This is a genomic window from Ferrovibrio sp. (assembly GCF_017994015.1).
Taxonomy (GTDB): Bacteria; Pseudomonadota; Alphaproteobacteria; order Ferrovibrionales; family Ferrovibrionaceae; genus Ferrovibrio.
The window spans coordinates 1-18,802 of record NZ_JAGOLP010000059.1 but is presented as its reverse complement, the minus strand read 5'-3'; the positions used below and the strand labels follow the sequence as shown (position 1 = coordinate 18,802).

Genomic DNA, 18,802 nt, shown 5'->3' with positions numbered 1-18,802 from the left:
ATCGTGTGGTGAGCGAGCAGGTGCTGTTTGCCATGCCGGAAACCGGCATCGGCCTGTTCCCCGATGTTGGTGGCACCTATTTCCTGCCGCGCCTGCCGGGTGAACTTGGCACCTATCTGGGCCTGACCGGGGCGCGGCTGAAATCGGCCGATGTGCTGGGCACCGGCATTGCCACCCATTGCGTGAAGCGAGCCGACCATGCCGCGCTGGAAGCCGCATTGGTGGCTGCGCCATTGCCCGACAAGGCCGCAGTGGATGTGGTGATTGCCGGCTTTGCGCATGATCCCGGCCCGGCGCCGATCCTGGCGCAATTGCCGCTAATCGACCGGCTGTTTGCCGGTGCCAGCGTTGCCGAAATCATGCAGGCGCTGGAAGCCGATGCGCCCTGGGGCCAGGAACAGGCCAAGCTGATCCGCACCAAGTCGCCCACCTCGGTGAAGCTGACCTTTGCGCAACTGCGTCGTGGCCGCAAATTGAATTTCCGAGATTGCATGATCCTGGAATGGCGCATGTGCAACCATGTGGCTGCCGGGCATGATTTTTATGAAGGCGTGCGCGCCGTGATCATCGACAAGGACCATGCGCCGCGCTGGCAGCCGGCAACGCTGGAAGCCGTGGATGATGCCTATATCGAGGGCTATTTTGCGCCCTTGCCGGATGGCGACCTGCGCTTCGCCTGAATCATAACGATAAAACGGGAGAGAGACATGAACAGCATCGGTTTCATCGGCGTTGGCAATATGGGCGGGCCGATGGCGCGCAATCTGCTGAAGGCCGGCTTCAGCGTGAAGGCTTTTGACCTCAGCGCCGAAGCCGTGGCCGGCGTGGTTGCGGCCGGCGGCAGCAAGGCCGCCACAGCACAGGAAGCTGCCACCGATGTGGATGCCGTGGTCACCATGCTGCCGGCCGGCAAGCATGTGCGCGATGTTTACACCGGCGCCAAGGGCATCCTGGCGGTGGCGCGCCCGAACACACTGTTTATCGATAGTTCCACCATTGATGTGAAAACCGCACGAGAAGTGATTGCCGCTGCCGAAGCCAAGGGCATGCGCATGCTGGATGCGCCGGTTTCCGGCGGCGTGGCCGGGGCCGAGAATGCTGCGCTCACCTTCATGGTGGGTGGCGCTGCTGAAGCCTTTGCCGCCGCCAAGCCGCTGCTTGAAGCCATGGGCAAGAAGATCGTGCATGCCGGTGGCGCTGGTAATGGCCAGGTTGCCAAGGTGTGCAACAACATGGTGCTGGGCATCACCATGACCGCGATCTCGGAAGCCTTTGTGATGGGTGAAAAGCTTGGTCTGGCGCCGCAGGCGATGTTTGACATTGTGTCGGCTTCGTCGGGTTCATGCTGGGCGCTGATGAACCATTGCCCGGTGCCGGGGCCGGTGCCGACCTCTGCCGCCAACCGTGATTACAAACCCGGCTTTGCCGCCGATCTGATGTTGAAGGACCTTAAGCTGTCGCAGGAAGCCTCACGCGCTGCCGGCGTTCCCACGCCGCTGGGTTCCGAGGCCACGGCGCTGTATTCCGAATTCGTCAATGCCGGCCATGGCGGCCTGGATTATTCGGCGATTATCAAGAAGGTGCGCGGCGAGGCCGGCTGATGCTGAGCCTGGAGCGTCGCGGCCGGGTGGCTGTGCTGCGTTTTGATCGCAGCGATGGTCGCAATGCATTGTCGATCCAGGCAATGCGTGAATTGCGGGCGGCTTTTGAGGCCCTGGCTGCCGATGCTGCGCCGCCCAATGCGCTGGTGCTGACCGGGGCGCCGACGGTGTTTTCGGTCGGTTTTGATCTGAAAGACCCGAGCGTGGTCAATATCGCCTCGGCCAGCATCCCGGAAAGGTTGCAGGGGCCGCTGGCTGGCGCTGCGATGTGCAAGGCGCTGGCCGGGCTGGAATGCTACACCATCGTGGCGATGGAAGGCTGGTGCCTGGGCGGTGGCCTGGCGCTGGCCGGCAGCGCTGACCTGCTGGTGGCAGGCGAGACGGCGCGGCTGGGCCTGCCGGAAGTGGATCGCGGCATGAATCTGAGCTGGAATGCCTTGCCACGCCTGATCGGGCGCTGCGGCCCGGCGGCAGCAAAGCGGCTGGCAATCCTGGGTGAGACAATGGACGCCAAAACTATGCTCGCCTTGGGTGTGTTGGATGAGGTTGTTGCTGCTGGCGATGCGCTGGATCGCGCATTGGCGCTCGCGGAAATCGCTGCTGCCAAGCCACCACTGGCCGTGCGCATGATCAAACGCGGTGCCAATGCCTATATGGAAGGGTTGATCCAGACCGCCTCTGCGCTGGATGCGGAGCAGTTTGCGCTGATGACCATGACAGAGGATTTCGCGGAAAGTTTGGCGGCATTTCGTGCCAAACGGGCACCTAATTTTGAGGGGCGCTGATTTCCATTTTGGACAGGAATGGAAAAATTATGCCCTGATTCCTGGTAGCTTGTTGATTAACCAAATTAATTTCCAGTTGCGGTATTGCCGAAGCCCGGCGTATCATCTTTGCAGACATATGAATCGGGTAGTGGGGCGGTGTGGCCGATGCTGCGCTGCGTTATTTAGCGTATCCGGTATCGTTTGGGGGATGGCGCTTGGCAGCGTCTGGCATGGAAAACAGGCAGCGTCCGAAGGTCGGATATGGCGAACTGCTCGCAGCAATCGCCGACCACGAGAAATACCGCCAGCGGTTGGCTGGCGGTCGGCGCTCTATCTTTCAGTTCCGTGATCTTTCCAATCTGACCATGGCCGGCGCCGATCTGGCCGGCGCCGATTTCACCGGCTGCAAGTTGCAGGGCGCCAATCTGGCCGAAACCAATCTGAGCCAGGCGGTGTTGTATGCCTGCGACCTGCGCGGCGCCAATCTACAGGGCGCCCGGCTGGAACGCGCCGACCTGCGCGGCGCTTCCTTACGCGGCGCGGATCTGACCGGGGCGCGACTGCTGGATGCCGACATGCGCGATGGCGTGGTGGCCGAGCGCGACAAATATGGCAATGTGCATATCAAGAAGCCGGATCACGATCCGGTTGATCTGGGTGGCGCCAAGATGGCGGCGGCCGATCTGACCGGTGCCGACCTATCTGGTGTCACCGCCGGGCGGACGGATTTCACCGATGCCATCATGATCAATTGTGTGCTGACGCGGGCCAATCTTTCGGCCGCTCGGCTTGAAGGCGCCAATCTTTCCGGGGCCGATCTTTCCGGTGCCAATCTCAAGGATGCCACCCTGCGCGGCGCCGTGATGGTGGGCGCCAAGCTGGAAAATGCGTTGCTTTCCGGCGCTGATGTGCAGGATGTGCTCGACGACAAGCCAAAAGGCCGGCCGCTGGCTGAACTTGGTGTGCCGATTGATACTGCGCTGAAACAATACGCGCTGTGGCTTGCCACCGGCGGCGAGGAAGGCCAGCTGTTTGATTTCAGCGACCTCGATCTGCGCAGCATCGGCGCCCGCCCGGGCATTGTGCTGACCGGCGCCAATCTCAAGGGCTCGGTATTGCAGGGGCTGAACCTGCAACGCGCCATGATGCAGGGCGCCAAGCTGATGGAAGCTGATCTGCGCGATTGTAATCTGATGGGGGCTGATCTGCGCGGTGCCAACATGGCCGGTGCGCAGATGGTGCGTACCGATCTGCGCGATGCCAATCTGGGCCCGTTGGTGATGCCGGGCAACCGGCTGTTTCCGGCGAACATGACCGGCACCGTGCTGCGTGGTGCCGATATGCGCGGCGCCCAGCTTAAGAGCGCCGTGCTGGACGAGGCCGACCTGGCCCGCGCCATGCTGGATGGCGCCGATCTGACCGATTGCCGGCTGCCGGAATTTCCCGCTGGCGCCCGCAAGAAGCCCTGAACTGCTGTATTCCGTTAGCCTGCATATGATCGCGCAATTAAGCTGCGCGAAAAGCCACTCCGCTGGCTATTTTGCACTGCACTACAGTATGCTATGCGATCCGACGAGCGAATTCTAACGCGTGTAAGGCCCGGTTCCCCGGCGGGCCGCTGAAGGGGGAGTGCAATGCAGGACATCATCCGACAGCTTGAGGAAAAGCGCGCCGAGGCGCGTGATGGCGGCGGTGCCAAGCGTATCGAGGCGCAGCATGCCAAAGGCAAGCTGACCGCACGCGAACGTATTGAGCTGCTGCTCGATCCCGGCTCCTTCGAGGAGTGGGACATGTTCGTGGAACATGATTGCACCGATTTCGGCATGGAAACCCAGAAGGTGGCCGGCGATGGCGTGGTGACCGGTTCCGGCACCATCAATGGCCGCCTGGTCTTTTTGTTCAGCCAGGATTTCACTGTGTTTGGCGGCTCGCTCTCGGCCAGCCATGCCCGCAAGATCTGCAAGATCATGGACCAGGCGCTGAAACTCGGCGCCCCGGTGATCGGCCTCAATGATAGCGGCGGCGCCCGCATCCAGGAAGGTGTCGACAGCCTGGCCGGATATGCCGAAGTGTTCCAGCGCAACGTGCTGGCCTCCGGCGTGGTGCCGCAGATTTCCGTGATCATGGGGCCCTGCGCCGGCGGCGCGGTCTACTCCCCGGCGATGACCGACTTCATCTTCATGGTGAAGGACAGTTCCTACATGTTTGTCACTGGCCCCGATGTGGTGAAGACGGTGACGCAGGAAGTGGTGACCCAGGAGCAGCTTGGCGGTGCCGTCACCCACACCACCAAATCCTCGGTAGCCGATAACGCTTACGAGAATGACGTGGAGGCGCTGGAGCAGGTGCGCCGGCTGATGAGTTTCCTGCCGCTTTCCAACCGCGAGAAGCCGCCGGTGCGCGAAAGCTTCGATCCGGTGGATCGTCAGGAGCCGTCGCTGGATACCCTGGTGCCGCCCAACCCGAACAAGCCCTACGACATGAAGGAGCTGATCGAGAAGGTGGTGGACGAGGGCGATTTCTTTGAAATACAGCCCAGCTTTGCCAAGAATATTCTCACCGGCTTTGCCCGTATCGGCGGCCAGCCGGTGGGCATCGTGGCCAACCAGCCGATGGTGCTGGCCGGCTGCCTTGATATCGACTCCAGCCGCAAGGCGGCGCGCTTTGTGCGCTTCTGCGATTGCTACGAAATCCCGATTGTCACCTTTGTGGATGTACCTGGTTTCCTGCCCGGCACGGCGCAGGAATATGGCGGCATCATCAAGCATGGTGCCAAGCTGTTGTTTGCCTATGCCGAGGCCACGGTGCCGAAGGTTACCGTCATCACCCGCAAAGCCTATGGCGGTGCCTATGACGTGATGAGCAGCAAACATCTGCGCGGCGATGTGAATTATGCCTGGCCCTCGGCAGAAATCGCCGTGATGGGGCCGAAGGGCGCAGTGGAGATCATTTTCCGCTCGGAGATCGGTGATGCGACCAAAATCGCGGCCCGCACCGAGGAATACCGGCAGAAATTCGCCAACCCGTTTGTGGCCGGCCATCGCGGTTTCATCGACGATGTGATCATGCCGCATAACACGCGCTATCGGATTGCCCGCTCGCTCGCGCTGCTGCGCGACAAGGAGCTGCAAAATCCGTGGAAAAAGCACGATAACATCCCGCTGTGAGCGAGCGCAAAACAATGGCCAAAAAGACCCAGACCAAAGCCGCTTCGCCCGCCAAGCCGGGCAAGCTGTTTGATAAAATCCTGATTGCCAATCGCGGCGAGATTGCCTGCCGGGTGATCAAGACCTGCCAGAAACTCGGCATCAAGACCGTGGCGGTGTATTCCGATGCCGATGACGGCGCACTGCATATGCGCATGGCCGACGAGGCGATCCATATCGGTGCCGCACCGGCAGCGGAAAGCTATCTGGTGATCGACAAGATTGTCGAAGCCTGCAAGCGCACTGGCGCCCAGGCGGTGCATCCGGGTTATGGTTTCCTGTCAGAGAACCGCAAATTTGCCGAAGCACTGAAACAGGCCGGCATTGCCTTCATCGGCCCCAATCCGAATGCGATCTTCGCCATGGGCGACAAGATCGAGTCGAAGAAACTGGCCAAAAAGGCCGGCGTCTCCACCGTGCCGGGTTATCTGGGCGCCATCAAGGACGGCAAGGAAGCCACCAAGATTGCGCGCGAGATCGGCTATCCGGTGATGATCAAGGCTTCCGCCGGCGGCGGCGGCAAGGGCATGCGCATCGCACGCTCTGATTCGGAAGTGGAGCAGGGCTTTTCCTCGGCCACCAACGAGGCGAAAAATTCCTTCGGCGATGATCGCGTCTTCATCGAGAAATACATTGAAGAGCCGCGCCATATCGAAATCCAGGTGCTGGGCGACAAGCATGGCAATGTGATCTATCTCGGCGAGCGTGAATGCTCGATCCAGCGCCGGCATCAGAAAGTGGTGGAAGAGGCGCCAAGCCCGTTCCTGGATGCCAAGACCCGCAAGGCGATGGGTGATCAGGCGGTGGCTCTGGCCAAGACCGTGGCCTATGACAGCGCAGGCACGGTGGAATTCATTGTTGGCCCAGACCGCAAGTTTTTCTTCCTGGAAATGAATACCCGGTTGCAGGTGGAGCATCCGGTCACCGAACTGATTACCGGCGTGGACCTTGTTGAGCAGATGATCCGCGTTGCTGCCGGCGAAAAGCTCGCCATCCAGCAGAAGGATGTGAAGCTGAATGGCTGGGCCATCGAAGCCCGCATTTATGCCGAAGACCCGTATCGCGGCTTCCTGCCCAGCACCGGTCGTCTGGTGCGCTGGCGCACGGCGGCGGAATCGCCGTCGATCCGCAACGATACCGGCGTGGTCGAAGGCAGCGAAATCAGCATGTTCTACGACCCGATGATCTCCAAGCTGTGCGGCTATGGCAAAACGCGCGAGGAAGCCACTGCGGCGCTGGCGGCGGCGCTGGATGAAACCTGGATTGCCGGCATCGGCCATAACGTGAATTTCCTCAATGCCGTGCTGGCCCATCCGCGCTTCCAGTCGGGTAGGTTGTCCACAAATTTCATCGCCGAGGAATGGCCGGCCGGTTTTGCCGGTGCCATGCTGCCGGTGGCACGCCGCAATGCGTTGACAGCTGTGGCGGTGCTGCTGCATCTGCGCTCAATGCGCCGCGCCAGCCATATCACCGGCAAGCTCGGCCTGCCCGAAAAGCCGCTTGGCAATGACTGGGTGGTGTTTGAAGGCAAAGCCGAACAGCCGGTCAGCGTGACCGAGGTGGATGGCGGCTATGATGTGAAAGTTGAGGGCCGCAAGGCGATCAAGCTGCGCTCGGCCTGGCATCCGGGTGATGCGTTTTTCCGTGGCAGCGTGGATGGCATCGACATCGTTGCCCGGGTCGCGCCGCGTAATGAAGGCTTCCGCATCACCCATGCCGGCGCCGAGCTGGACCTGATTGTGCGCAGCCCGCGCGCCGCCGAACTGGCCCGCCTGATGCCGGAAAAAGTGGCGCCCGACATGTCGAAATTCCTGCTTTGCCCGATGCCGGGCCTGGTGGTTTCGATCAATGTGGCCGAAGGCGAACCGGTCAAGGCCGGTCAGGCTCTGGCTGTGGTGGAAGCCATGAAGATGGAAAACGTGTTGCGCGCCGAGCGCGATGGTACGGTGAAAAAAGTGAATGCCAAGAAGGGCGACAGCTTGGCCGTGGATCAGGTGATCCTGGAATTCGCTTGAAGCGGGCGCAGCCAATCGTAATCCAATCATAACATCGCTGTAACAGCCGCCGATTAGCCTGGGGTTAAACAACAACCCCAGGCTTTTTCATGTCAGTATCCATTGGTCATCGTATCGCAGCCATCATCGTGGCGGCGATGCTTGCCATTCTTGCCATGCTGGGCGCGTATCTGTTTGAGCGCGCCGCAACCCAGACCGCGCAGCGCCATAGCGCGGCGGCGGCGGCACAACAAGCCGCGGTGGCAGCGCTTGATCTGGCCTATCGTGATTTTCAGCAGCAGGCCGAGCGGCTTGCCAATGGCAATGACGCCAAGGCCATTTCAGCCGTAAGCGAGAGCGGCGCGGTGGCCGAACAGGCTTTGGCCAAGGCGCAGGATCAGGGCGGTGCCGCTGATCTGCAACCCATCTTGCCGCAGGCAAAACAGTTCAGCGCCGCCATTCTTGATCTGGTGGTGGCACGGCGTGCGGTTGGTTTTGGCAATACCGAAGGCCGCAAGGGTGCCTTGCTGGCGGCCGGCCTGGCTTTCCAGGGCAAGCTGGAAGAGATACGCGGCAAGGCGGTGGGCATGACCTTCGACATTGCCAACCAGCTCACCATCACCATGTTGCAGATGCGCGGCGCGGAATTTGAATTTGCGCTGAGCGGCGATGGCGCTGCTTTTGCGCAGAGCCTCGCGCGTGCTTCCGATGAATTCCAGATGATCCTCAAAACAGCGCCGTTCTTTGACACGGTGAAGCAGGAAATCCGCGATCTGCATGCCGGCTATCGTTTGGCAGCCAGCGATTTTGCTGATGCCGAAGCGGCCCTGGCGGCACAGCGCCAGCGCCTGAGTGAAATTCGCGCCGCCATGGTGCCTCTGCTTGATTCCGCTTTGCGGCAGGCTGAGATGACGGCACTTGAAGCACAGCAGGCGGCAGAAGCGGCGCGGCAGCATATCCAGTTGCTGGCCGGCAGTTTGGCAGGCCTGCTGGTGCTGGCCATGCTGGCGGGCAGCCTGATCGTGGCGCGCGGCATCACCCGGCCGCTCAGCCGGATGACCCAGGCGATGCAGGCTTTGGCAGCCGGCAAGCTGGATATCGAAAGCCGCGATGCCGGGCGGCGCGACGAGATTGGTGCCATGGCGGCGGCGTATGAGATTTTCCGCCAGCATGAGCAGGAGCGGCGCCAGGCCGTGGCCGAGGAGCAGCAGCGCGAACGCGAGCAGCGCCGGCAAGAGGCCGAACAGCGCCAACGAGAGGCGCTGATGGCAAGTGAAATCGCCGGGCTGAGCGAAGCAATCGCCGCTGGTGATCTGCGTCAGCGGCTTGATCTGGCCGGCAAGCAGGGCGCTTTTCTTGATCTCAGCCGCAGCCTCAACCAGCTCACCGCCACGTTGCAGAATGTGTTTGATGAGGTTTCCACCATGCTGGCGCTGCTGGCGGAAGGCCGCCTGGATGGTCTGGTGGCCGGCAATTATGGCGGTGTGTTTGACAGCATCGCGCAGAATGCCAATGGCCTGGCGGATCGACTTGGCAATGTGGCGCGCGGCCTGAATGACGCGGCGCAGGAAGTGCGCGAGGCATCCGGTGGCATGTCGGAAGGTGCGCATGAACTGGCCCAGCGTACCGAGGCGCAGGCCGCCAGCCTGGAACAGGCAGCGGCTTCGCTGCATGAAATCACCGAGATGGTGCGCAATTCGGCGCAGCATGCGCAGCAGGCCGATGCCATGGGCGCCGCTGCGCGCCAGGCGGTGGGGCAGGGTGGTGCGGTGATGCGGCGTATGCTGGCGGCGATGCATGAAATCGAGACCGGCGCCGGCCGTATCGGCGAGATTGTCGGCCTGATGGATACGATTGCTTTCCAGACCAACCTGCTGGCCTTGAATGCGGCCGTGGAAGCGGCCCGGGCCGGCGATGCCGGCAAGGGCTTTGCCGTGGTGGCGCAGGAAGTGCGCGCCCTGGCGCAGCGTTCTGGTGCGGCTTCAAAGGAAATCCGGCAGTTGATTGGTCAATCCAATCAGCAGGTGCAGCAAGGCGCTGCTTCGGCGCGCGAGGCCGAAACTGCCCTGCAAGCCATCGATCAGGCGATTGCCGGCCTGTCGCAGATTGTTGCCGGCATTGCCGCTGCCAGCCGCGACCAGGCCGAAGGTTTGGAACAGGTGAATGGCGCGGTGGCGCATCTGGACGATATCACCCAGCGCAATTCCGCGCTGGTGGAGGAAACCACCGCCTCGGCCCAGGCCCTGGCGCAGCAGGCGCGCAGCCTGGCGCAATTGACCGGCTTTTTCCGCACCGGGCCGGAACGTCCCGCCGGCAAGCCAAGGCTGGCCTGGGCGGCGGAGTGACATTTCAGCCCGATTGCAGGTACTGGATCGCCGCGTCGCGTTCGAACAGATAGAGCAGGTGGCGCAGGGCTTCGCCGCGCGGACTTTTCAGCGTCGGGTCGCGCTCCAGGATCAGCTTGGCATCGTCGCGCGCCGTGGCCAGCAGGTCGCCATGCGCGGCCAGATCGGCCAGCTTGAAATCCGGCAGGCCGCTTTGCCGTGTGCCGAGCACTTCACCGGCGCCGCGCAGGCGCAAATCTTCCTCGGCGATGCGGAAACCATCATCGGTCTCGCGGATGATCTTGAGCCGGGCGCGCGCGGTTTCGCCCAGCTTGCCGTGATACACCAGCAGGCAGGAACCGGGCCGGCCGCCGCGCCCAACCCGGCCGCGCAACTGATGCAGCTGCGCCAGGCCAAAGCGCTCGGCATGCTCGATCACGATCAGCGTGGCTTCCGGAACGTCAACGCCAACTTCGATCACTGTGGTGGCAACCAGCAATCTGGTCTGCCCGGCAACGAAGGCTTCCATTGCCGCATCCTTCTCGGCGGCCGGCATCTGGCCATGCACCAGGCCAATCACCGGGCCGAGGCGGCTTTCCAGGGCTTCGCGCAAGGCGGCGTGGCGTTCGGCGGCAGCGGCCAGATCGCTGACCTCGCTTTCCTCCACCAGCGGGCAGACCCAGTAGACCCGCTCGCCCTGTTCAATCTTGCGGCCCACCGCCTCAATCACCTCGCCAAGCCGTTCGGCGGCGATGGTGCGGGTATCCACCGGTTTGCGGCCCGGCGGCTTTTCGGTCAGTTTCGACACATCCATATCGCCATAGGCCGTGAGCGAAAGCGTGCGCGGGATCGGCGTGGCGGTCATCACCAGCATGTCGATGCCATCGCCCTTGCTGCTCAGGCCCAGGCGCTGGCCAACGCCGAAACGATGTTGCTCGTCGATCACCGCCAGGCCCAGATTGTGAAATGCCACGTCACCTTGAAACAGCGCATGGGTGCCAAGCAGGATATCGATCTCACCCTTGCCGAGCGCATCCAGCAGGGCAGTGCGGGCGCGGCCCTTGTCGCGCCCGGTGAGCAGGGCCAGCTTCACGCCCAGCTTCTCGGCATAAGGCGCCAGGGTTTCAGCATGCTGGCGCGCCAGGATTTCAGTGGGCGCCATCAAGGCCGCCTGGGTGCCGGCTTCCACCGCCACCAGCATGGCGTAAAGCGCCACCATGGTTTTGCCGCTGCCAACATCGCCTTGCAATAGGCGCAGCATGCGTTTGTCGGAGGCCATGTCGCCGGCAATCTCGGCATTGGCCTGGCGCTGCGCATTGGTCAGCGGCCAGGGCAGCAGCTTGTCCAGGCGGTCACGCAGGCGGCCATCGCCTTGCAGCGGCCGGCCGGATAGCCGGCGCAGGCGGCGCCGCACCAGCAGCAGCGCCAGTTGGTTGGAAAGCAATTCGTCATAGGCCAGCCGGGCGCGCCAGGGCGTGTCGGGCTCCAGATCCTGCAATGTCTCGGGATGATGCAGCCGCTGCAAGGCGCCGCGCCAATCCGGCCAAGTCTGCCGCGCCTGATAGGCTGGATCGAGCCATTCCGGCAGCATGGGCGCGCGGCTGACGGCTTCCTCCACCAGCTTGCCCATCACCCGCGCGGCTAGGCCGGCGGTGAGCGGGTAGACCGGTTCGACGGCGGCCATCGCCTCGATCTCGGCCAGGGTGCCGATACGGTCGGGATGGGTGATCTGGGCGCGGCCCTCGAATAATTCAAACAAGCCGCTGATGACGCGGCTTTCACCCACCGGCAGGGCGCGCAGCAGATAGTCTTCACGGCCATTGAAAAACACCAGCGTCAGACTGCCGCTGGGATCGCTCACCGCCACCTTGTAGGGCTGGCGCGGGGCGCGCGGCGGGAAATGCCGCTCCACGGTGATTTCCAGGGTGCAGATGCGGCCCGGTTCGGCACTGGCGATGGTCGGCCTATAGCGCCGGTCGATCAGGCCGCTGGGGCGATGCCACCACAAATCCAGCAGCCGCCCGCCGGCCAGTTTCTCAATCAACGCAGCCAGCTTCGGCCCGCAGCCTTTCAGGCGGGTGATCTGCGTGAAAGCGGGGTTAAGCAGCTCTGGCCGCATTTTGTTCCTGGAAATGCTTGTCGATACCATACCGGGCGTACTATATATTTCCTCACTTTCCCAGAGCTAGGCATCATGTCCGAACCCATTGAAATCCGCCGCAAGCGGCTGATCCATCGCAGCCTGTATACCGGCATGAAGGAAACCGACCTGTTGCTGGGCGGTTTTGCCCAAGCCTATCTGCCGGGTTTCGACGCTGCCATGCTGGATCAGTATGAAAAGCTGCTGGATACCAACGAGGACCCGCAGATTTACGCCTGGGCGATTGGCCGCGACCCGGTGCCGCTGGCGCATGACACGCCGGTGATGAAACTGCTGCAAGCCTACAAGCTGCCGCTCTGACCATGACAATCACGCTGCCTGACATGCTGGCCCGGCCGGGCCGCTGGGCCCTGGGCGGCGTGCCTGAAGGCCAGGATGCCCGCCTGCTGGCGGCATTGGCCGCGCGACGGCGCGGCGGCATCCTGATGATCTGCCGCGATGATGCGCGTATGGCGGCGCTGGAACAGGCATTGCGGTTTTTTGCGCCCGACTTGCCGGTGATCGGTTTGCCGGCCTGGGATTGCCAGCCCTATGACCGCGTGTCGCCCAATGCCGAGATCGCGGCGCGGCGCATGGATGCGCTAAGCCGGCTGGCCGGCGCCAAGCCGCCGGAAATATACGGCAAGGGCTGGCTGCTGCTGACCACGCTGAATGCCGCCTTGCAGCGGCTGCCGCAGGCGGCTTATCTGGAAGCCACCGCGCTCAGCGCTGCCAAGGGTGGCCGCCTGCCGCCTGAAAGCCTGATCGCCTATCTCAGCCGCAATGGCTATAGCCGGGTTTCCACCGTGATGGAGGCCGGCGAATTTGCCGTGCGCGGCGGCCTGGTTGATCTGTTTCCGCCCGGTGCCGAGGCGCCTTATCGCCTGGACTTTTTTGGCGACACTGTGGAAAGCATCCGGCTGTTTGATCCCGCCAGCCAGCGCAGTATTGCCGATGCCCAAGCGGCGGTTCAGGCGCTGACCCTGGCGCCGATGAGCGAAGTGCCGCTGGATGAAGACTCCATCGCGCGGTTCCGCGGCCGCTATCGCGAATTGTTTGGCGCCGTCACCAGCGACGACCCGCTTTATGCCGCTGTTTCGGAAGGCCGCCGTCATATTGGCATGGAGCATTGGCTGCCGCTGTTCTTTGAGCAGCTATCGACCCTGTTTGACTATATGCCGGATGCGCCGGTGGTGATGGATGCGCTGCTGGATGATGCGGCGGATGAGCGTTTCCGCACCATTGCCGACCATTATGATGCGCGCCGCGCGGCGATGAAATCCGGCCTGGCGGAAGCTGGTTCGCCTTATAAACCCTTGCCGCCGGAACGGCTCTATTTCACGGCCGGTGAATGGAGCCAGCGCCTCGCCAAACATGCGGTTGGTGCCTTGTCGCCGTTTGAGATGCCGGGCGGGCAGGGCATTGTGGCATTGGATATCGGTGCCCGGCCGGGCCGCGATTTCGCCCCCGAACGCGCCCAGGCCACACAGGCGGCGGAAGCCAAGCTGCCCAGTGTGGGGGTTTACGAAGCGCTTGGCGGCCATCTCGCCAAGCAGATTCAGGCCGGCAAACGTGTGCTGTTTGCCGCGTATAGTATTGGCGCCCGCGACCGCCTGGCGCTGGTGCTGAAGGATCATGGCATCCAGCCGGTGCTGCCGGTGGAACTGGCTGCCGATCTGGAGCAATTGCCGCGCAATGCCGCCGGCATTGCCGTGCTGCCGCTGGAACATGGCTTTGATGCGCCCGATCTGTGTGTCATCGCTGAGCAGGATATCCTTGGCGACCGCCTGGTGCGCGCCAAGCGGCGTCAGCGTCGCGCCGAGAATTTCATCGCCGAAGCCAGTGGCCTCAGCCCGGGCGATTATGTGGTGCATGTCGATCACGGCATCGGCTGTTATCAGGGCCTGGTGACCCTGGATATCGGCGGCGCGCCGCATGATTGCCTGCTGCTGCATTATGATGGCGGTGACCGGCTTTACCTGCCGGTGGAAAATATCGAGATGCTGTCGCGTTATGGCTCGGCTGAGGCCGGGGTGACGCTCGACAAGCTGGGCGGCGTGGCCTGGCAGAACCGCAAATCGCGGATGAAGAAGCGCCTCAAGGACATGGCCGAGGCGCTGATGAAGGTGGCGGCGCAGCGGGCTTTGCGCAAGGCCGAGCGTATCATTCCGCCCGAAGGGTTATACGAGGAATTCTGCGCCCGTTTTCCGTTTGAGGAAACCGAGGACCAGGACCGCGCCATCAACGACACGCTGGATGACATGGGCGCAGGCCGGCCAATGGACCGGCTGGTTTGCGGCGATGTTGGTTTCGGCAAGACCGAAGTGGCAATCCGCGCCGCCTTTGCTGCCGCCATGGCGGGCCAGCAGGTGGCACTGATCTGCCCTACAACTTTGCTCTGCCGCCAACATTTCCGCACCTTTGTGCAGCGTTTCCGCGGCCTGCCGGTGCGCATCGAGCAGCTTTCGCGCCTGGTCAATGCCAAGGCCAGCAAGGCAGCCAAGCAGGGCCTGGCCGATGGCGGCGTGGATATCATTATTGGCACCCATGCCCTGCTGGCGAAGAATATTGAATTCAAGCGGCTGGGCCTGCTGATCATAGACGAGGAGCAGCATTTCGGCGTCAAGCACAAGGAGCGCATGAAGGAATTGCGTGCCGAGGTGCATGTGCTGACCATGAGCGCCACACCGATCCCGCGCACGCTGCAACTGGCGCTTTCCGGTGTGCGCGAATTGAGCCTGATCGCCACGCCGCCGGTGGATCGCTTGGCGGTGCGCACCTATGTGGCGCCGTTTGATCCGGTGATTATCCGTGAGGCCCTGTTGCGCGAGCATTTCCGCGGCGGCCAGAGTTTCTTTGTGGTGCCGCGTATTGAAGACCTTGAATTCGGCATGAGTTTCATCAAGAGCCATGTGCCGGAGTTGAAGCCGGTGATGGCGCATGGCCAGATGGCGCCGACCGATCTGGAAGATGTGATGAACGCCTTCTACGATGGCCGCTACAATGTGCTGGTGGCCACCAATATCGTGGAAAGTGGCCTGGATATCCCCACTGCCAATACCATGGTGGTGTATCGCGCCGATCTGTTTGGCCTGGCGCAGATGTATCAGTTGCGGGGCCGTGTTGGGCGCTCCAAGCTGCGCGCCTATGCCTATTTCACCTATCAGCCCGGCAGGCTGCTGAACCCCAGCGCCGACCAGCGCCTGCGTGTGCTGCAAAGCCTGGATGGCCTGGGCGCCGGCTTCACCCTGGCGAGCCACGATCTGGATTTGCGTGGCGCCGGCAATCTGCTGGGCGAGGAACAGTCAGGCCATATCCGCGAGGTTGGCTTTGAGCTGTATCAGGAGATGCTGCAACAGGCGATCCAGGATAGCCGCGCCGAAGCCCGCGGCCAGGCCATTGCGAGCGAGAAATGGTCGCCGCAAATCCAGATCGGCACGGCGGTGCTGATCCCGGAAGCCTATGTGCCGGATTTGAATCTGCGGCTGCAACTCTATCGCCGCGTTGCCGATCTGGAAGGCCGCGAGGAGATCGACGCCTTTGCCGCCGAGCTGATCGACCGTTTCGGGCCGTTGCCCGCAGAAGTGCAGCATCTACTTGATATCGTGGCGATCAAAAAATTCTGCCGCGATGCCAGTATCGCCAAGATCGAGGCCGGCCCGAAAGGCGCCACGCTGGCCTTCCGCGACAACAGCTTTATCGATCCGCCCGGCATGGTGCTCTATATCCAGACCCTGCGCGGCCAGGCCAAATTGCGGCCGGATCACAAGCTGGTGCTGTTGCAGGATTGGCCCAGCCCGGAACAGCGCCTGGCCGGCGTGCTGAAGATTTCCAGCGCACTTTCGGATATTGCGCTCAAGGCACAGGCGCGAAAGAAAAATTAGAGCCCGGCGCGCCAGCGCGGCGCGTTTTCCGGCATCACCTGGCCGCATAGCGCCTGGATGATGCGGCCTGCGGGATCAGCTATCGGCATCAGGATGGCTTCATGCGGGATGCTGCCGTCGCGCAAGGCGATAGGGTAATACATCCGTACAGCCACACCTTCGTCGCACATTTTTTCCAGCGCTGCCTTGATCGCCGCATAGCGGTTGGGATCAGGATGAGCTTCCAGCGGCTTGCCGGTAAGTTCCACGCCGATCCGATCCACAATATCCTGGCCGAGCAGGCGATAGACAAAACGTGGTGGCGTGGGATTGACATCGAATACCGTCACCTGGCCCAGGATGAAACGCAGTTTCATCGGATCAACCAGATCGCGCCCGGGTAGGCGCCCATCCTGCCTGGAATCGTTCCAGAGCTGCCAGAAACGTTGCAGCAAAACCTGCTCGATTGCGGCCGCGTTGTCGATGGCGGTGATGAGCGGACCGCTATTCATGGTGTCAGGCGCTGTCTGCCGCCGCAGCGGCCTTGTCGATCACTTGCAGCAGCGCATCCGCCGGCTGGGCGCCGACCAGACCAAAGCGGCGTTCAACGATAAAGAAGGGTACGCCGGTGATACCCATCTCGCGCGCCATCTGGTCTTCAGCCTGGATGGTATCGGCATCCAGGCCCTGATCCAGCTTCTGTTTCACCAGGGCGGCATCCATGCCTGAAAGCCCGGCCAGGTCGGCCAGCACGTCATGGTTGCCGATGTCGCGGCCATGCAGGAAATAAGCCTGGAACAGCCGTTCCTTCAAATCGTATTGCACCCCGGTTTCCAGCGCCCAGCGTAGCAGGCTATGGGCGGCGAGGGTGTTCGGCGTGCGTTTGATCCGTTCAAAATCGAAGGCGATGCCTTCATTGGCGCCCTCAGCCGCCACCCGGGCATAGATGCCCTTGGCGCGTTCCGGGCCGCCGAACTTGGCTTCCAGATAGCTTTTGCGGTCGGCGCCTTCCTTGGGCATATCGGGATTGAGCTGGAACGGGCGCCAGCCTATCTCAAATTCAATATCAGGCCGTTGCGCCATGGCCTTTTCCAGCCGGCGTTTGCCGATATAGCACCAGGGGCAGATGACGTCGGAAACGATTTCTATACGCATGGTTCAATCCTAGCATGAGGCAGCGTTTTCAGCCAGACGGGCCTTGACCGATGCGGGCGGAACCATGAGCATCCGGCCCGGACCATTATCAGGAGAAAGTCTATGAGTAATCTCAAGGGGAAAGTGGCGTTTATCACCGGCGCTTCAAGCGGCCTGGGCGCGCGTTTTGCAGAAATTCTCAGTGCCGAGGGTGCCATTGTGGCGCTGGCTGCGCGGCGTACCGACAAGCTGGCGGATCTGGCCGCCCGAATCGAGCAGGCTGGCGGCACGGCTATTTCCGTTAAGCTGGACGTGACCGATATTCCCGGCATTCGGGCAGCCGTGGCCGAAGTGGAGCAGAAGCTTGGCCGCATCGATATCCTGCTGAACAATTCCGGTGTTTCGGCCCAGGGCAAGCTGCTGGATGTGACCCCCGAAGATTACGATTTCACCATGAACACCAACACCAAGGGCGCCTTCTTTGTGGCCCAGGCGGTGGCGCGTGGCATGGTGGAGCGCAAGATTGAAGGCCGCATTGTTAATATCGCCTCGGTGGCCGGCCTGCGCGTGCTGGGCCAGCTCAGCGTTTACTGCATGTCAAAGGCCGCCGTGGTGCATATGACCAAGGCGATGGCGCTGGAATGGGCGCGCTATAGCATCAACACCAATGCAATCTGCCCTGGCTATATCGAAACCGAGATCAACCGCGATTATTGGGCCACCGATGGCGGCAAGAAACTGATCTCGATCCTGCCGCGCCGCCGGGTTGGCGATGTGAAGGATCTCGATGGTTTGATCCGGCTGCTGACTTCACCTGATTCAGGCTTCATCAACGGCGCCATCATCACTGCCGATGATGGCCTGGCGATCACCTGATGCTGGCCGGGGGCGCGGATAATATAGCGGATGTGTCGGCCAGGCCGCGCATCCTGATCCTGTTCGCGCACCCCTACAGCCATGCCTCGCGGGTCAACCGCGCCATGGCCGAGGCGGCGCAGGGTTTGCCGCATGTAACCCTGTGCGACCTGTATGAGACCTATCCGGATTTTCACATCGATGTGAAGCGCGAGCAGGCCGCGCTTGCGGCGCAAGACGTGGTGGTGCTGCAACATCCGTTCTACTGGTATAGCTGCCCGTCCTTGCTGAAAGAGTGGATCGATAGCGTGCTGGAATATGGCTGGGCCTATGGCAATGGCGGCAATGCCCTGCATGGCAAGGATATGGTGCAGGCGATTTCCACCGGCGGGCCGGATTTTGCCTATCGTGCCGATGGTTATAACCAGGTCACGATGCAGGAATTGCTGCGGCCATTTGAGCGCAGCGCCTTGCTCTGCGGCATGAATTACCGGGCGCCCTTCCTGATCCAGGGTGTGCGCACCAAATCGGCCGCTGAGATAGCAGACCATGCAGCGGCCTATGTCGATTGGCTGACGGCCTATCCACATCCACGTGACTGTGTCCATTGTGACCAGCCGGTTGTGCCAGAAACGGATCGTTAAAATGGCGCAGCATGGCTTTCTGATTTCTGCACTGATCTATCTGGCCGCTGCCGTGATTGCGGTGCCGGTGGCGAAGCGGCTCGGCCTCGGTTCGGTGATCGGCTATTTGCTGGCTGGCGTGGTGATTGGCCCCTGGGGCCTCAAGCTGATCAACGATGTGGCCGATATTCTGCATTTTTCGGAATTCGGCGTGGTGCTGCTGCTATTCCTGATCGGGCTGGAACTGGAGCCGCGCCGGTTATGGCAGATGCGCGGGCCGATTTTCGGCCTGGGC

15 protein-coding genes are annotated in these 18,802 nt (G+C 62.2%); 12 read left to right on the top strand and 3 right to left on the bottom strand.

What is annotated here, in order from left to right; all coding sequences use genetic code 11:
• From KBB36_RS17875 to KBB36_RS17845, 7 genes are all read left to right on the top strand, one after another.
• Positions 1-680, top strand: a 680-nt coding sequence (locus tag KBB36_RS17875; protein ID WP_290984096.1) for an enoyl-CoA hydratase/isomerase family protein, incomplete at its 5' end; no start/stop codon positions are given.
• A 27-nt stretch (positions 681-707) separates the two neighbouring features.
• Positions 708-1,601, top strand: a complete 894-nt coding sequence (mmsB, locus tag KBB36_RS17870; protein WP_290984093.1) for a 3-hydroxyisobutyrate dehydrogenase — start codon at positions 708-710, stop codon at positions 1,599-1,601.
• On the top strand, positions 1,601-2,386 hold the full coding sequence (locus KBB36_RS17865; RefSeq protein ID WP_290984090.1) for an enoyl-CoA hydratase/isomerase family protein: 786 nt from the start codon (positions 1,601-1,603) through the stop codon (positions 2,384-2,386). Before mmsB ends, KBB36_RS17865 begins: the two co-directional genes overlap by 1 nt.
• A 212-nt stretch (positions 2,387-2,598) precedes the next feature.
• The gene (locus KBB36_RS17860; protein WP_290984087.1) at positions 2,599-3,837 is read left to right on the top strand and encodes a pentapeptide repeat-containing protein; all 1,239 of its coding nucleotides are present in this window, start codon (positions 2,599-2,601) and stop codon (positions 3,835-3,837) included.
• A 165-nt stretch (positions 3,838-4,002) separates the two neighbouring features.
• Positions 4,003-5,535 carry an acyl-CoA carboxylase subunit beta gene (locus tag KBB36_RS17855; RefSeq protein ID WP_290984084.1) on the top strand — a complete coding sequence of 511 codons (1,533 nt, stop codon included), beginning with the start codon at positions 4,003-4,005 and terminating at the stop codon, positions 5,533-5,535.
• Between the two features lie 14 nt (positions 5,536-5,549).
• Positions 5,550-7,589 (top strand): acetyl/propionyl/methylcrotonyl-CoA carboxylase subunit alpha, encoded by a 2,040-nt coding sequence (locus tag KBB36_RS17850; RefSeq protein WP_366933232.1) that lies wholly within the window; start codon positions 5,550-5,552, stop codon positions 7,587-7,589.
• Between the two features lie 89 nt (positions 7,590-7,678).
• A complete protein-coding gene (locus tag KBB36_RS17845; RefSeq protein ID WP_290984081.1) occupies positions 7,679-9,913 on the top strand; it encodes a methyl-accepting chemotaxis protein in 2,235 nt (744 codons plus the stop codon).
• 4 nt (positions 9,914-9,917) lie between these two features.
• Here KBB36_RS17845 and recG read toward each other — a convergent pair whose 3' ends face one another.
• Positions 9,918-12,011, bottom strand: a complete 2,094-nt coding sequence (gene recG / locus KBB36_RS17840; protein WP_290984078.1) for an ATP-dependent DNA helicase RecG — start codon at positions 12,009-12,011, stop codon at positions 9,918-9,920.
• 75 nt (positions 12,012-12,086) lie between these two features.
• On the opposite strand from recG, the gene KBB36_RS17835 reads away from it, so the two are divergent.
• The gene (locus KBB36_RS17835; protein WP_290984075.1) at positions 12,087-12,353 is read left to right on the top strand and encodes a succinate dehydrogenase assembly factor 2; all 267 of its coding nucleotides are present in this window, start codon (positions 12,087-12,089) and stop codon (positions 12,351-12,353) included.
• A gap of 2 nt (positions 12,354-12,355) precedes the next feature.
• Entirely contained in the window at positions 12,356-15,916 is a 3,561-nt protein-coding gene (gene mfd, locus KBB36_RS17830) for a transcription-repair coupling factor (protein ID WP_290984072.1), read from the top strand.
• Here the strand turns inward: mfd and KBB36_RS17825 are convergent.
• Positions 15,913-16,407 carry a PAS domain-containing protein gene (locus tag KBB36_RS17825; RefSeq protein WP_290984069.1) on the bottom strand — a complete coding sequence of 165 codons (495 nt, stop codon included), beginning with the start codon at positions 16,405-16,407 and terminating at the stop codon, positions 15,913-15,915. The genes mfd and KBB36_RS17825 overlap by 4 nt on opposite strands.
• Positions 16,408-16,411: 4 nt before the next feature.
• On the bottom strand, positions 16,412-17,050 hold the full coding sequence (locus tag KBB36_RS17820; protein WP_290984066.1) for a DsbA family oxidoreductase: 639 nt from the start codon (positions 17,048-17,050) through the stop codon (positions 16,412-16,414).
• A gap of 102 nt (positions 17,051-17,152) precedes the next feature.
• Between KBB36_RS17820 and KBB36_RS17815 the strand changes: the two genes are divergently transcribed.
• The 3 genes from KBB36_RS17815 to KBB36_RS17805 form a co-directional block, all read left to right on the top strand.
• Entirely contained in the window at positions 17,153-17,905 is a 753-nt protein-coding gene (locus KBB36_RS17815; protein WP_290984063.1) for an SDR family oxidoreductase, read from the top strand.
• Positions 17,905-18,528 (top strand): NAD(P)H-dependent oxidoreductase, encoded by a 624-nt coding sequence (locus KBB36_RS17810; protein ID WP_290984061.1) that lies wholly within the window; start codon positions 17,905-17,907, stop codon positions 18,526-18,528. Before KBB36_RS17815 ends, KBB36_RS17810 begins: the two co-directional genes overlap by 1 nt.
• Position 18,529: 1 nt before the next feature.
• Positions 18,530-18,802, top strand: a 273-nt coding sequence (locus KBB36_RS17805) for a cation:proton antiporter (protein WP_290984059.1), incomplete at its 3' end; no start/stop codon positions are given.